The sequence below is a fragment of the Nocardiopsis chromatogenes YIM 90109 genome (genome assembly GCF_000341185.1).
GTDB lineage: Bacteria > Actinomycetota > Actinomycetes > Streptosporangiales > Streptosporangiaceae > Nocardiopsis_A > Nocardiopsis_A chromatogenes.
The window spans coordinates 36,479-50,357 of the sequence record NZ_ANBH01000104.1 but is presented as its reverse complement, the minus strand read 5'-3'; the positions used below and the strand labels follow the sequence as shown (position 1 = coordinate 50,357).

The following is a 13,879-nucleotide window of genomic DNA, read 5'->3' as shown; positions in this document are numbered from 1 at the left end:
GGGCGCTTCCCCGGCCCCGCCTGCCGGGCGGTGAGCCCCTCGCGGTCTGGGCGGGGCGGCGCGGCACCAGGGTTCGCGCTCTTCGACCCCCGGGGCGGCCTCCGGGCCTGCGCAGCGAACCCCGTCAGGGGTGTGAACTGGGAGAATACTCCGCGTTAGGTGCGGGCGGGGGCGGGATGCGCGCCCAGCGACGTTCCTGGCGGCCCCGGAGCGACGAAGAGCGCGATTCCAGAACATGTTCTGCAAACGGTATGCCCGGTTCGTGCCCGATTAGGGGGTTCGGTCCGGGTGCGGCGCCGGGCGCGGGCCCGCCCAGGCGTCCCTGTCGGACCTCCGGGGCCCGCGCGGGGCCGATATCGGCTACACGCGGTGATGCCGGGCCCGGCAAACGGCCACGGTGTGCCGTTTGGGGCCCTTCTGGAGGCAGAACCCGTTCTGGTATCGCGATGAACGCGCACCCGCACCGCCCGCGGGGCCGCCCCGGGCGTCGAACAGTGCGCAGAAGGGGTCCCGGCGGCCAGGGAACCGGGCGAAGCGGACACCGGCCCGGTACCGGCCGCCCCGGAACCCGCCTTCCGGCCCCCACGAGCACCCCGAGGGCATCCTGCGTGGCGGAGCCGCCGCGCAACCGGCAGTCGGGGGCGGCTCCGCCACGCAGGACCACCGACCCCCTCCCGGTGCCCGTTATGTCCGCTTCTCGCTCCCCAGGGGCAACGAGTGTGCAGTTCGGGCCACTCTGGCGCATCCAGTGTGCACTTTCGTGCACACTGGATGCCCGAACCGGCCCTCCCGCGCCCCGGCAGGCCCCGAATCCGGCCCCGGCGGGCGCACCGGCCCGGCGGCCGCCACGAGCGCGGACGAGCACCCGCCCACCCCGCCGCGCCGGCCACCCGGACCACGAGGGGCCCGCCGCCCGGCAAGCAGGGCCCGGAAACCGCCCCGCTCACCCCGTCGCCGCCATCAACGGCGACCACCCGCACGCCCGACACCCGACAGCGCTGCGGCGAGGGCCTCTGACCTTCGTCGTCGCTGCTGCTTTTCCTTGCGCTCCGGCGGCCCGCCGCCCGGCCGGGGCCACCGAGCGGGGCACCTGCTGGGCCGCTGCTTGCCCGGACCATGAGGAGCCCGCCGGACGGCAGACAGGACCCGGGAACCGCCCCGCTCGCGCCGTCCCCGCCCCACCGCACCCACCGCACCGGCCGCGCCCACGCCGCGCGGTCGACAGCGCTGGGGCGAGGGCCTCCGACCTCCGTCGGCGTCGCCTTGCCGCCTGGAACGCCGACGGCCTGGTGGCCGGGTGGGGGCGTGCGCGGGGTGGCGGCTGTTCCACCGCGATGCCATGGCCTGCATCGATCCGGGCCTGCCGGGGCAGGCAAGGAGAGAGGGGCGGTGAATGTTCGCGAATCGGGGCGATCGGTGCGGTTGTCGGTGGCATCATGGCCCCCTGGCCCGCCGCAGGGCGGAGTGCCGGACGGGGGCGCGATGGTGACCGAGCCGACCGATGTGACTGAACCTGAGCACCGGCGGCGCAGCGGGGCGCCGTCCGCATTGTGGCCGTGGGTGCGGGTCCTTGCCGCCTTGGCCGTGCTCGGCGTCCTGGCCTGGCGGCTGGACCTCGCCGCCGTGGCGGCGGCCCTCGGCACGGTCGGCGCCGGACCCGCGGCCGCGGCCACCGCCGCGGCCCTGGCCATCGGCGCCGCCACCACCCTGCTCAGCGCCCGGCGCTGGGTCCTGGTCGCCCGCGCCCTGGGCCTGCCCCTGCGCACCGGGCCCGCCGTCGCCGCCTACTACCGCGCCCTCTTCCTCAACGCCGTCCTGCCCACCGGCGTCCTGGGCGACGTGCACCGCGCCGTCGACCACGGCCGCCGCAGCGGCGCCCTCGGCGCCGGGGTCCGCGCCGTCGTGCTGGAGCGCACCGCCGGGCAGGCGCTCCTCATCGCCGTCGGGGTCCTGCTCCTGGCCGTGCTGCCCGCCTGGTGGGGCCTGCTGGACCCGGAGGCGGCCGCCGTCGCCGTCCTCGCCGCCGCCGCGGGCGCGGCCGCCCTGCTCGCCTGGGCGCGCCGGGGCACCGCGCTGCCGCGCGTGCGCCGCGCCGTGCGGGCCGTTGCCGCCGACGCCCGCGCCACCCTGTTCGCGCGCCGCTTGGGCCCGCGGGTCGCCGTGCTCTCGGCCGCCGTCCTGGGCGGGCACGTCGTCCTCTTCCTGGTGGCCGCCCGCACCGCCGGAGCCGCCGCCCCCGCCGTCGACCTGGTGCCCCCGGCCGTGGTGGCCCTGCTCGCCATGGCCATCCCCGCCAATGCCGCAGGCTGGGGCCCGCGCGAGGCCGCCACGGCCGCCGCGTTCGGCACCGCCGGGCTCGGCGCCGAACTGGGGCTGGCGACCGCCGTCGTCTACGGCCTGCTGGCGCTGGCGGCGAGCCTGCCCGGGGCCGTGGTCCTGGCCCTGAGCCGCCGGGCGGGGGATCAGCCGCCGCGCGGCGACAGCGGCGGCAGCGCAGCGAAGGACGCGCACAGGTCGGCCAGCACCGCCGCGCCCTTGTGCGCCGTGGCCAGCGAGGGGCGCCCCACCACCCCGGACGCGGTGTAGGCGCGCAGCCCCAGCGTCAGCAGGTGCGGCCGGTCCTCGGCGTCGTGGTCGGCATCCGCGTAGCCCGGCCCCACCAGCTCGGGGTGGGCGTGCAGCAGGATCGACGTCTCGACCTCGCCCGCGTGCATATCGGCGTCGGCGCTCGTCTCCAGCCCGGCCGCGCGGCGCGCGGCGGCCCAGTCGGACGGCCCGGGGAACAGCGCCAGCTCCCCGCGCGCCTCCTGCACCGCGTTGCCCAAGGCGTAGTTGCCGCCGTGCCCGTTGACCAGCACCAGCCCCGCCGCACCCGAGCGCCGGACCGAGGCGGCGACGTCGCGCACCACCGCCAGCAGGGTGGACGCCGAGATGCTCACCGTCCCCGGCCAGTCCTCGTGCTCGTGCGAGCAGGACAGCGTCAGCGGCGGGAGTACCTGCACCGGGTGCTGCGCGGCGATCTCCCGGGCGATGGTGCAGGCGATGACGGTGTCGGTGGCCGAGGGCAGGTGGGGGCCGTGCTGCTCGAAACTGCCGATCGGCAGCAGGGCCGTGCGCCCCTGCCGGTGTTCGGCGTCGGCGGAGGTGTCCATGGGCAGCAGGTGCCGGTGAGCGTCCATGGCATCCCGATTACCACAGTGAGCCGGGCCCGCGGCACCGGGCGGGGCGCGGGTCGCGGCCGCGTCACCGGAGCGGTGCCACTTGCGTCCGCCCGGGGCGGCGCGGCGTCCGCGCCGGGCAGGGCGGGTCACCTGCCGGGCGGCCGAAGGCCTCCCGGCGTAGGGCGGTCGCGGCCGCGAGAGGTTCCACCACTCCAGCGGACGCAGCCCGGGGCGCCCCCTGGGGGGCGGTGCGGGGCGCGGTCGGAAGGGCTGTAGTCTGCCGGACGCGTTCGGTGTTCGACCGTTCCGAGCCGCCCCACGAACGCTCGCCCCCCGGAAGCGAGAAAGGACCGCCGTGCCGTCGCCCACCCCTCCTCGCGGTCCCAGGCGTGCCTCCGGGACGGTCAAGGCCGCGGCCTCTGCGGCCGTGCTGTCCCTGCTCGCGGGCGGCTGCGCCGCCGTGCTGCCGTCCTCGGTCCGGGGCGCCGTCGGCGGCGAGGAGTTCGTCGAGTACTCCCTTGAGGAGCTCGGGCGACTCTGCGACGCCCCGGAGGGCCGGTACACCCAGGCGCGGGAGGCGGCGCCCGAGCCCCCGCACACGGTGGCGGTGTTCCTCAACGCGCCCGAGGACGACCGGGCCCCGGACCGGTTCGAGTTGGCGGACCTGGAGGGGGAGTCGTCCGTGTCCAGTCAGAACACGGTGTCCGGCTGGACCCCCGAGGCCGCCGAGGACGTGGAGCTCTTGGCCTGCGTCGAGGGGCAGGGGCCGGGGGAGCGGCTCGGTGAGTGCCTCTACCGGGACTCCTCGTACGACTCGACGAATCCGACACAGCGCACCGTGGCGATGTACTCGCAGCGGTTCACCGTGGACGTGCGGGAGTTGGCCACGGGGGAGCCCGTGCACGAGGCCGAGTTCGAGATCGAGCGGGACCCGGACACCGTCCTGGGCGGGATGTACGGCGGAGCCTGCCCGACGACCCTGGAGGACGGCGCACAGACGCCGAGCGAGCTCTACTCGATCCCCGGCGAGGGCCGCTTGGTGTCGGAGCTGTGGGAGACGGTCGAAGGCCGCTGATGCCCGCTCCGGCCGCACGGTGTCCGCAACCGGCCACGGGGGTTCTCGCCGACGGGCGGGCGCTGGAGCGGGGCCGGGACGGGCCTCGCCGCTAGAGTCGCCCCTATGGCTGCTCACGACATGAACGACAGGCACCTGAAGCCCTTCGACGAGGACTGGACCCGCGCGCTGGCCGTGGTCGCGCACCCGGACGACTTGGAATTCGGTGCCACGTCCGCCATCGCCAAGTGGGTGCGCCAGGGCAAGCAGGTCTCCGAGCTGCTGGTGACCAGGGGCGAGGCCGGGATCGAGACGGTGCCGCCGAACGAGGCCGGTCCGCTGCGTGTGGAGGAGCAGCGCGCGGCCGGGCGCATCGTGGGCGCCGAGCGCGTGGAGTTCCTGGACTTCCCCGACGGCACCCTGGAGTACGGCCTGGACCTGCGCCGCGCGCTGGCGCGCTCCATCCGCGAGCGCCGCCCCGAGGTGGTGCTGTCCATCAACTTCCGCGAGCACTTCCCGGGGCAGGGCTCCTACAACCACGCCGACCACCGGGTGCTCGGGCCCGCCCTGATCGACGCGGTCCGCGACGCCGCCAACACGTGGGTCTTCCCCGAGCTGGCCGAGGAGGGGCTCAAGGCGTGGAAGGGCGTGCGCGCGGTGGCGTTCGCCGCCTCGCCCCGGGCCACCCACTACACCTCTTTCGGGGAGGACGACCTGCGGACGGGGATCGCATCCCTGGACGCCCACGAGGTGTACATGGCGGCGTTGGAGGGCTTCGACCACAAGGCCATGCTCCGCAGGGCCGCCACGGAGGCCGGTGTCCGCAACGGAGTCGACCTCGCGGTGGAGTTCGAGGTCCTGGACGCCTGAGGGGCCGTGCCCGGCCGCCGCCCCCGCCCTGGGCCATCGCAGCTGAGGGCCGCGTAGCGGTCCGCCGCCGCGGTCCGGGGCGGATTCGGGGCTCGCCGCCCCACTCGCCGTTGAGGCCGTGCCCCGGGGCGGCCTGTGCGGCCCCGATCCACCCAGCACTCCCCCGCCGGTCCGCAGAGCAGGGCGTGTCGCGATCCGTGAGGTTCGCCGGGCAGGCGCGCCTCACGCCTCCAACGGCCACCCCGTATACGCCTCGGCCAGGTAGGCCGACCCCGCCCTGCTTCCCGTGACCATATCCAGCTCGCCGAGCTGGCGCCGGATGTCGAACGGGGACGCGTCCGGGGGCGTGTGCAGCATCGAGGTCATCCACCACGAGAAGTGCTGCGCCCGCCAGACCCTCCTCAGAGCCGTCGCGCTGTAGTCGTCCAAGCCCGTCTGAGCGCCGGTCGTGAAGAACTCCGTCAGCGCGCGCGCCAGCACGGCCACGTCGGCCACCGCCAGGTTCAGCCCTTTGGCCCCCGTGGGCGGGACCACGTGCGCGGCGTCCCCGGCGAGGAACAGGCGGCCGTGCCGCATCGGCTCGCACGCGAAGCTGCGCATCGGGATCACCCCCTTCTGGAAGATCGCCCCCTCCTGCAGGGAGAAGCCGCCCCCGGCCACGCGCGCCTGCAGCTCGTCCCAGATCCGCGCATCGCTCCAGGAGTCGGCGTCCTCGTCCGGGGCGCACTGGAAGTACATCCGCTGCACCTTCGGACTGCGCGTGCTGATCAGCGCGAACCCCCGTTCGGAGTGCGCGTAGACCAGCTCCTCCGAGGACGGCGGCGCCTCGGCGAGGATGCCGAACCATCCGAAGGGGTAGGCGCGGAAGTGCTCGGTCCGCGCCGCCTCGGGGATCGACCGGCGGCTGACCCCGTTCGACCCGTCGCACCCGGCCACCACCGCGCACTCCAGCTCCTCCCGCGCCCCGTCGGCGCCGGTGAAGGCGATGGCCGGGCGGTCGCCGCCGATCCCGCGCAGCTCCACCTCAGAGCAGCCGAACCGGATGTCCGCCGATGCGGCCAGGCGCGCGGCGATCAGGTCCTTGAGTACCTCGTGCTGCGGGTAGAGCCACACCGACCGGCCGACCAGCCCGGCGAAGTCGATGCGGTGCGGCGCGCCGCCGAACCGCAGCTCGACCCCGTCGTGGCGGGCGCCCTGGGCGAGCGCGCGGTCGCCGACCCCGTGCCGCACCAGCAGGTCGACGGTCCCCTGTTCCAGGACACCGGCCCTGATGGTCCGCTCGATCTCCTCGCGCGTGCGCGTCTCGACGATCACGGACGCGATGCCCTGTTCGGCGAGCAGGAGGGACAGCACTAGGCCCGCGGGACCGGCTCCGAGGATTCCGACTCGTGTGCGCATGGGGCCACCCAACTAGGTGGTCCGGGTCACGGCTAGTCTGGGCTTCCGTTCAGTGGAAGGCCTCGGGGGCCGGCCGCGGGGGCCCCGCGGCGAGGCCGGAGAGGGGCGCGCATGGCCGCCGACGCCGGGCAGGACGCCCGTTCCGTGACCGGGCGCGCGCTGCGCCTGCTCGCCGCCTTCGATGTGGCCCATCCGGCGCTGACCCTCTCCGAGCTGGCGCGCCGGGCGGACCTGCCGCTGGCGACCGCGCACCGCCTCGCCGGTGAACTGCAGGCGTGGCGGGCACTGGAGCGGGGGAGCGACGGCCGTTTCAGGATCGGCAACCGGTTGTGGGAGATGGGGCTGCTGGCCCCGGTGTCGAGCCGCCTCAGGCAGGTCGCCCTGCCGTTCATGCAGGACCTCTACGAGGCGACACGGGAGAACGTCCACTTGGCGGTCCGGGACGGCTGCGACGCGCTTTACGTGGAGAAGCTGTGCGGGCACCGCTCGGTGCCGATCGTGTCCAGGGTCGGCGGGCGGCTCCCGCTGCACGCGACCGGTGTCGGCAAAGCACTCCTGGCGGGCGCGGACCCGCAGGTGCGCGAGGACTACCTCGACCGGCCCCTGTCGCGCCCCACCGGCTTCACCGTGGTCGAACGCGGCCGCCTGGAGCGCGAGCTGCGGGATGCCGCCAGGCGCGGGTACGCGCTGACGCGCGAGGAGATGACCCTGGGGTCGGTGTCGGTCGCGGTCCCGGTGGGGCCGACCGGTGAGGAAGCGGAGGGTTCGGCCGCCGGATCAGCGCCACCAGAGGCCGCTCTGGGCATCGTGGTCCGGAGCCACAGGGCCGACCCGGCGCGCCTCGTGCCGCCCCTCAAGGCGGCCGCCCAGGCCATCGCGCGCCGTTTGGTGGAGACCGCACGGGACCCCGCCCCCGGGCTGGATCACGAACTTCCGCCGATGCCGGTTCAGCGCCGCGGCGCCCGGGACGCTTGAGCCCGATGCGACGGGGCGAGCGCCGGTTCGATGCCCCCACGGGTGTGGACGAAGCGCTGGCCGAGACCGATCGGCACTGCACCGAGGTCCTGGGGGAGCCCGGCGCGGCCACATGGTCAACCCGGTCGGTGACGTTCGCCGGTGGCCGTCGCGCGTTGGGTCGGCTGTGGCCCCGGCAGGGCGTCCTCACCGGCGGGGGTGAGGTCCCCCTCCTGTAGATCTCCTGCGACGACGAGTTTCGAGTGGGCGACGGACGACGCCTCTCCTCCCGGGTCGCGGCCCCGAGGCGCTGCGTGCGGGCGATGTCAGCCGGGTGCGCGTCGTGCAGAGTGTGCAGGGCGAGTGGCGGGCGGGCTCACGGGTGTTCTTCGGCGGCGCCCCCGCCTTCGCCCTTGTCCTTGCCGCCGGTGCTCTCGGGGGCGCCCTTGGCGGGGGCCGCGGCTGCGGGCGCGGCCTTCGCCCTCGCCTTCGCCTTCGACGGCTCCGGTGCGCCGGCGTCCTTGCGCGCCCCGCCGCCCGCTGCGCCCTCGGCCCCCTCCTCGGCCTGGGCGAACGGGCGCTCGCGCAGCAGTGTCGCCACCACCGCCGCCACCGGGGTGGCCAGGAACATCCCGAGGATTCCGCCGATCACGCCGCCGCAGGCGATGGCCACCAGCACCACGGCGCTGGGCAGGTCCAGCGCCTTTCCGTAGACGCGCGGGGCGAAGATGTGGCTCTCGGCCTGCTGGACCAGCAGCACCACCGCGACCACGATCAGCGCGGTCACCAGGCCCTCGGTGACGAAGGCGACCAGCGCCGCCAGCAGCCCGGAGATGAAGGCGCCGACGATCGGCAGGAACGCGCCCAGGAAGGTGAGCAGGATGAGCGGCGCGGCCAGCGCCGGGTCGATGAGGAACAGCAGCGGGACGCCGATGCCGACCGCGTCGATCAGGCCCACGGTGGCCACGCCGCGGATGTAGCGGCCCACCACCCCGTAGGCGGCCTCGGCCGAGGCGCGCAGGCCCGGCCGGGAGGCGGACGGCAGCAGCGAGTAGCTCCAGTCCATCAGCCGGTCGCCCGAGTGCAGGAAGTACACGGTGAGCACCAGCACCAGCAGCGCCCCCACCAGCACTTCGAGGGCGGCGGTCCCGGCTGTCCACACCCCGGTGACGAGCTGCTGGCGGTTCTGCTCGACCATCCGGGTGACCTCCTGGGAGGCCGAGTCCACCAGGTCGTTGAGGAGAAGCGGGTCCAGGCCCAGGGCGTAGGCGTACTCCTGCAGGGTGGCGGGCACCTGGCCGAGGCTCTCGATCAGGTCCTCGGTCCCCGAGATCGCCGGTCGCACGACCAGCGTGACGACGCCGCCGAGCACGATGAGGGCGCCCAGGAAGGCGCCGGTGGTGGCCGGGCCGCGTCCCAGCCCGAGGCGCCGCAGGCGCAGGACCAGGGGCATCAGCAGCGAGGTGAGGAAGACGGCGAGGATCACGGGGACGGAGACGACCTTGACGTAGGCCAGCCCCCACAGCAGCAGGACGATGACGGTTCCGATGAGCAGGATCCGCCAGGCGGCGTCGCCGAGCCGGTAGAGCAGGGACGGGTCGTCTTTCACGGGTGGTCCTCGGTTTCCAGCGGTGCCCGGGCGCCGAGCGGGGCGGTCGAACGGGTAGGGGCGGGTCACGGGGGAGGGCGGGACCGGCGGCGCCGGGCGCCCTCCGCCTTCGGTCGTACCCGACCGCCGCCCTTTCGTGTGCCCGGCCGCGCGGCGTTTCGCGATTTCTTTGCCCGGCGGGTGCCGGTCTTCTCCGCATCCGTCCAGGTGGGGGCCGGTCCGTCCGGCGGTGGTCCGGTACCGGGTCCGCACGCGGCCGACCGGAGGTGCGCCGTGCCGCCCTGAGAGCCCGTGCCGTCTGTGCCCCCCGCCCAGGCGGGACGGAATCCGCCGTCGGACGGGCGCCGGTCGGGGTTCCGGGGCTGGTCCGGGCCCGCCCCAGAGCCACAACAGCGTGCCGACCCGGTCGGACGGGTGCCGCACCCCCGCGGCGGACGCGACCCGACGCGCTCCTTCCTCCCGCTCGACCCGCACCGCCATCGGTCAGCGCACCGCCACCACCATGTGGTCGTCGCCCGCCTGCCACACGACCCCGGCCGAGGAGTACCCGGCCCCGCTCAGCAGCTCCACGTGGTCGGCGGCCGACAGCAGGTTGCTGCCGTGGTGGTGTTCGGCGGCGCCCGTGGGCGCGTCCTCGGTGGTCTGCGGGGTCGGGCGCTTCTCGGCCCGCAGGGGCGCCAGCCGGTCGTCGGCCAGGGCGGCGTCCCACCACGGCCCCCACTCCTCGCGCTCCCCGCGGCCCCCGGCCTCGGCGCGTCCGGTGCGCCCGCGCCCGACCGCGGCGGCCAGCGCGTTCATGCGCGCCTCGGGCAGCGGCATGTGGTCGGCGTTGGCGAACACGCCGCCGGGGGCGGTGCGCGCGGCCAGCGACCGGTAGAGGGCGGCCAGGGCCTCGCGTCCCATCCAGTGGAGCGCCGTGGTGGACACGGCCGCGTGCACGACCGGCGGAAGCGCCTCGGTCCAGGACGGGTCGGCCAGGTCGGCGCGGACCCAGCGCGCGGTGTCCCCGTAGTGCGCCTCGGCCAGGCCCAGCAGCAGGGGGTCGGCGTCGACGCCGATGAACGCGGCACCCGGCAGGCGCTCGGCGAGCCGCGCGGTCAACGACCCCGGGCCGCACCCCAGGTCGACGACGACGGGGGCCTCGACGCCCTCCAGGGCGGCGGCGACGACGTCGGCGTGCACGGCGAAGCGCTCCTCGCGGAAGGGGATGTACCCCTCCTGCTGGGCGTCCCAGCGCGCGACCCACTCGGCCGCGGCGTCGGCCGGGACACGGGGGGTCTGGTCGGTTGCGGTCACGCGTCCTCCATAACCATCGATATCGTTTTCGACAGTGACGAACCTACGGCGTGAGGAAGTGACCGGTCAAGTGGATTTCGACAGTCACATGAGCGGTGTGGTGGAGGCGGCCGTGCGCGCCGTGAACCTGCTGGTCCCAGGGGAGCGGGGCGGCCGCCCGCACGACGGGTCCGCCACTCCGGACGCGCTCGCCGACGCGCTCGCCGAGGCCGGGCGGCAGTACGCCCGCGACCTTCCCTCCCCTGGGGAGATCGAGGAACTGCGCGGCCTCGCCCGCCGCATGTACAGGGTCTTCGCCGAGGTCGAGGCCGGGGACATGGACGCGGCCTGCGAGGGCGCCAACGCCCTCATGGGCGACACCGGAGCGATGCCGGTGCTGGCCCGGCACAACGACGAGCCGTGGCACCTGCACTTCCACGCCGTCGACGCGCGCTGGGCGGTGGGCTGGGCCGCCGCCATGGCGACGGGGCTGGCCGTGGTCCTGGGCAGCGCGTCGGCCGAGCGCCTGGGCATCTGCTCGGCGGAGCGGTGCGACCGGGTGTTCGCCGACACCTCGCGCAACGGCACGCGCCGGTTCTGCTCGACCGCCTGCCAGAACCGGACGAAGGCGGCGGCCTTCCGCGCGCGCAGGCGGGAGGGCTGATCCCTCTGAGGGGCAGGCCGACCGTGTACCCCGACACCCCGGCCACCCCCTGATGGGAGGCGGGCGGGAGGGGTGAGAGCGGGGTCGTCGCCGCCCGCCGCCACCGGCAGACCGCTCCAGAACGGGCGCGACCGGGTCCGGCGGCGGAACCGGCCCCCGCCGCCGAATCGCCGCCGGGGCCGGCCGCTGCGACGGCCGCCGGACCGCCCCGCTCCGCCGCAGGGCGGAAAGCGGGGACCGGAAGTCCCGAACGCCTCATTCGAGCAATTAGCCCGAAAAAAAAGGGGGGCGCGGCTATTGTCGGGCGCATTTGTTCCCGACCCTTGAAGGGGGCCCTTGTGGTGCTCGGAGCCTGTGTGTAGCGTCAATTCCGCTGCCTGTGGACATCGCTGCGGGGGAGCGTGCCCCCGAAAGGAAAATGTGCCGTGCTGAAAAAGATCGCGATCATCGCGAGCGTCGGCGTCCTCGGATTCTCCGGAANGAATGGTCGGGACGGCGGCCGCCGCCGACTTCCACGTCTACGAACACGACGATTTCAACGGCCGCAACCAGGAGTTCAACGGAAGCGACCGCAATCTGGCGAACAACTACTTCGACGGCGGCGGCGCCATGAACGACCACATCAGCTCCATGAAGAACCACGCCGACCACGGAATCTCCATGTACCAGCACGGTGGGAGCAGCTGTGGAGGCATCACCTACTACGCCCGTGCCAACTCCGAGGACCGGGACCTGACCAACAACGACTTCGACAACCGCGCGAGCTGCATCATCTTCCACGGCTGAGAGGCGGTCGAGAGGAACCGTGTCGAAACGGTCCGGGAACAGGGGGACGGGAGCCGCGGGTCGGTCCGTGCGCGGATTCGGCGCGGCCCTCGCCCTCCTGGCCGCGGCGGGCTGCGCCGCGGGCTCCGGGGCGGCCGGGGAGGACGGTTCCGTCCCGGTCGCCCCGGAGGTGTACGCCCTGCACGTCCCCTTCGACGAGTACCGGCTCTCCGTGGTGGACCACCAGGAGGTCGCGTACGCACGGGACCTGCTCATGCGCGCGTGCATGCGCGGCCTCGGCAGGGAGTGGGAGGTCCTCGAGCCGCCGGTGCGCGACCCCGCGCCGGCGGACCGGCGGCGGTACGGCCTGATCGAGCCGCAGGTCGCCGCCCGCTACGGGTACCACATGCCCCCGCCCGCGCCGGAGACGCGAGAGCGCCTGCGGGTGCACGACGAGCGCGAGGAGCTGTCCCCCGGGGACGAGCGCGCCGCCTTCGGCGGCGAGGGCGAGGACGGCGAGGGCGGGTGCCGGGGGCGGGCGGAGGACCGGTTGCGCGAGGATGTGCCCCCGCCCGCCGAATCGCGTGTGTTCGCCTACGAGTCCGAGGCCTTCGAGGCCTCGATGGAGGATCCCGCGGTCGAGCGCGTCTTCGGTGCCTGGAGCGCGTGCATGCAGGACGGCGGGTTCGACTACGCCGACCCGATGGAGGTCCTGGGCGATCCCGCGTGGGCGCGGTCGGAGCGCCCGACCGACCACGAGATCGCCGCCGCCGAGGCCGACGTCCGGTGCAAGCGCGCCACCCGCCTGGTCGAGGTGTGGTCCGGGGCCGAGAGCCGGATCCAGCTCGAGGCCGTTCATGCGGAACCCGATGTGTTCGAGGGGTTCGCGCAGGCCAAGAGCGCCGAGCTCGCGGCCGCCCGCGAGGTCATCGCCGAATACGGCTGACCTCCCCGGGCGCGTCCGCCGCGTGCGGGAGGCGCCGGGCGCGGCGGCGCACCCGAAACATAAATGTCGCAAATGCCGAACCGAGGTTTCTTGTGCTTTACCTATAGGTGTGACGGGTGCCACCTTGGGTCGCAGGCGTGATCCGCGCCTCACCGCCGCGACCCCCGGCCGCGCAGAACGCGGCCCCGGACAGGAGGACCCGCAATGGCCAAGCCGTTCGCGTCATCGGCCGACCTGGACGACAAGGAGCAGACCCTCGAGGTCCTCGCCGACGGCGTCTACGCGCTCACCGCCGAGGGCGACCCCAACATCGGCGCGATCGAAGGCGAGGACTTCCTCGTCTGCTTCGAGGCGATGGCCACCCCCACCGCCGCCCGGGAATGGCTGGCCCGGCTGCGCGAGCACACCGACAAGCCCATCCGCTACCTGGTGCTCTCGCACTACCACGCGGTGCGCGTGCTGGGCGCCAGCGCCTTCGGCGCCGACGCGGTCATCGCCCACGAGAGGACCCGGCACCTCATCGCCGAGCGCGGCAAGGAGGACTGGGCCAGCGAGTTCGCCCGCATGCCGCGCCTGGCCAAGGACCCCGACTCGGTCCCCGGCCTGACCTGGCCCACCGTCACCTTCGCCGACCGGATGACCATCGACCTGGGCGGCGACCGCGGCGAACTCGTCCTGGAGCACGTCGGGCGCGGCCACACCGAGGGCGACATCGTCGCCTGGCTGCCCCGCCACCGCATCCTGTACGCCGGGGACCTGGTCGAAGCCGAGGCGGCCCTGTACACCGGCGACGCCTTCCACCGCGACTGGGCGGGCGCCACCCTCGACCGCGTCGCCGCCTACGGCGCCGACATGCTCATCGGCGGGCGCGGCCCGGTCACCCGGGGCCGCGCGGCCGTCGACGCCGCCGTCGAGCAGACCCGCACCTTCCTGGAGGTCATGCTCGACCGGGTCGGCGCGGTGCACGCGCGCGGCGGCACCCTCAAGGAGGCCTTCGAGGCCACCCACGCCGCGCTGGCCCCCGACTACGGCCACTGGCCCATCTTCGAGCACTGCCTGCCCTTCGACGTCTCCCGCCTGTGGGACGAGCTCTCCGGGATCGAGCGGCCGGTCATCTGGACCGCCGAGCGGGACCGCGAGGTCTGGGCCCAGTTGCAGGACTGACGCAGGACCGACGGAGGCC

General features: G+C 74.7%; 11 protein-coding genes and 1 pseudogene. 8 read left to right on the top strand and 4 right to left on the bottom strand.

The window, feature by feature from the left end:
• Positions 1-1,116: 1,116 nt before the first annotated feature.
• A pseudogene (locus D476_RS32820) lies at positions 1,117-2,355 on the top strand (lysylphosphatidylglycerol synthase domain-containing protein); the annotation flags it as partial.
• 107 nt (positions 2,356-2,462) lie between these two features.
• Here D476_RS32820 and D476_RS0110305 read toward each other — a convergent pair.
• Positions 2,463-3,179, bottom strand: coding sequence for a creatininase family protein (locus D476_RS0110305; RefSeq protein ID WP_017623870.1), 717 nt, complete (start codon positions 3,177-3,179; stop codon positions 2,463-2,465).
• Between the two features lie 409 nt (positions 3,180-3,588).
• Here D476_RS0110305 and D476_RS0110300 point away from each other — a divergent pair, with 409 nt between their 5' ends.
• Entirely contained in the window at positions 3,589-4,236 is a 648-nt protein-coding gene (locus tag D476_RS0110300) for a hypothetical protein (protein WP_017623869.1), read from the top strand.
• 105 nt (positions 4,237-4,341) lie between these two features.
• Positions 4,342-5,085, top strand: coding sequence for a PIG-L deacetylase family protein (locus tag D476_RS0110295; protein WP_026123398.1), 744 nt, complete (start codon positions 4,342-4,344; stop codon positions 5,083-5,085).
• Between the two features lie 222 nt (positions 5,086-5,307).
• On the opposite strand, the gene D476_RS0110290 is transcribed toward D476_RS0110295, so the two are convergent.
• Positions 5,308-6,483 carry a 4-hydroxybenzoate 3-monooxygenase gene (locus D476_RS0110290; protein WP_026123397.1) on the bottom strand — a complete coding sequence of 392 codons (1,176 nt, stop codon included), beginning with the start codon at positions 6,481-6,483 and terminating at the stop codon, positions 5,308-5,310.
• 111 nt (positions 6,484-6,594) lie between these two features.
• On the opposite strand from D476_RS0110290, the gene D476_RS0110285 reads away from it, so the two are divergent.
• Positions 6,595-7,458 carry an IclR family transcriptional regulator gene (locus tag D476_RS0110285; RefSeq protein ID WP_017623866.1) on the top strand — a complete coding sequence of 288 codons (864 nt, stop codon included), beginning with the start codon at positions 6,595-6,597 and terminating at the stop codon, positions 7,456-7,458.
• A gap of 355 nt (positions 7,459-7,813) precedes the next feature.
• On the opposite strand, the gene D476_RS32815 is transcribed toward D476_RS0110285, so the two are convergent.
• A complete protein-coding gene (locus D476_RS32815; RefSeq protein WP_017623864.1) occupies positions 7,814-9,046 on the bottom strand; it encodes an AI-2E family transporter in 1,233 nt (410 codons plus the stop codon).
• Between the two features lie 483 nt (positions 9,047-9,529).
• Entirely contained in the window at positions 9,530-10,342 is an 813-nt protein-coding gene (locus tag D476_RS0110270) for a class I SAM-dependent methyltransferase (protein WP_017623863.1), read from the bottom strand.
• A 70-nt stretch (positions 10,343-10,412) separates the two neighbouring features.
• On the opposite strand from D476_RS0110270, the gene D476_RS0110265 reads away from it, so the two are divergent.
• The 4 genes from D476_RS0110265 to D476_RS0110250 all read left to right on the top strand — a co-directional run bounded on the left by D476_RS0110265 (position 10,413) and on the right by D476_RS0110250 (position 13,860).
• Positions 10,413-10,985, top strand: a complete 573-nt coding sequence (locus D476_RS0110265; protein WP_026123396.1) for a CGNR zinc finger domain-containing protein — start codon at positions 10,413-10,415, stop codon at positions 10,983-10,985.
• 483 nt (positions 10,986-11,468) lie between these two features.
• On the top strand, positions 11,469-11,771 hold the full coding sequence (locus tag D476_RS32810; RefSeq protein ID WP_017623861.1) for a peptidase inhibitor family I36 protein: 303 nt from the start codon (positions 11,469-11,471) through the stop codon (positions 11,769-11,771).
• Between the two features lie 67 nt (positions 11,772-11,838).
• Positions 11,839-12,696 carry a hypothetical protein gene (locus tag D476_RS0110255; RefSeq protein ID WP_017623860.1) on the top strand — a complete coding sequence of 286 codons (858 nt, stop codon included), beginning with the start codon at positions 11,839-11,841 and terminating at the stop codon, positions 12,694-12,696.
• A 204-nt stretch (positions 12,697-12,900) separates the two neighbouring features.
• Positions 12,901-13,860 carry an MBL fold metallo-hydrolase gene (locus D476_RS0110250; protein ID WP_017623859.1) on the top strand — a complete coding sequence of 320 codons (960 nt, stop codon included), beginning with the start codon at positions 12,901-12,903 and terminating at the stop codon, positions 13,858-13,860.
• The last annotated feature ends 19 nt before the right edge of the window (positions 13,861-13,879 follow it).

Excerpts from the sequence above, each read along its gene's own strand:
- D476_RS0110305 (WP_017623870.1), bottom strand. The coding sequence starts at position 3,179 with ATGGACGCTCACCGGCACCTGCTGCCCATGGACACCTCCGCCGACGCC.
- D476_RS0110295 (WP_026123398.1), top strand. The coding sequence starts at position 4,342 with ATGGCTGCTCACGACATGAACGACAGGCACCTGAAGCCCTTCGACGAG.
- D476_RS0110290 (WP_026123397.1), bottom strand. The coding sequence starts at position 6,483 with ATGCGCACACGAGTCGGAATCCTCGGAGCCGGTCCCGCGGGCCTAGTG.
- D476_RS0110285 (WP_017623866.1), top strand. The coding sequence starts at position 6,595 with ATGGCCGCCGACGCCGGGCAGGACGCCCGTTCCGTGACCGGGCGCGCG.
- D476_RS32810 (WP_017623861.1), top strand. The coding sequence starts at position 11,469 with ATGGTCGGGACGGCGGCCGCCGCCGACTTCCACGTCTACGAACACGAC.
- D476_RS0110250 (WP_017623859.1), top strand. The coding sequence starts at position 12,901 with ATGGCCAAGCCGTTCGCGTCATCGGCCGACCTGGACGACAAGGAGCAG.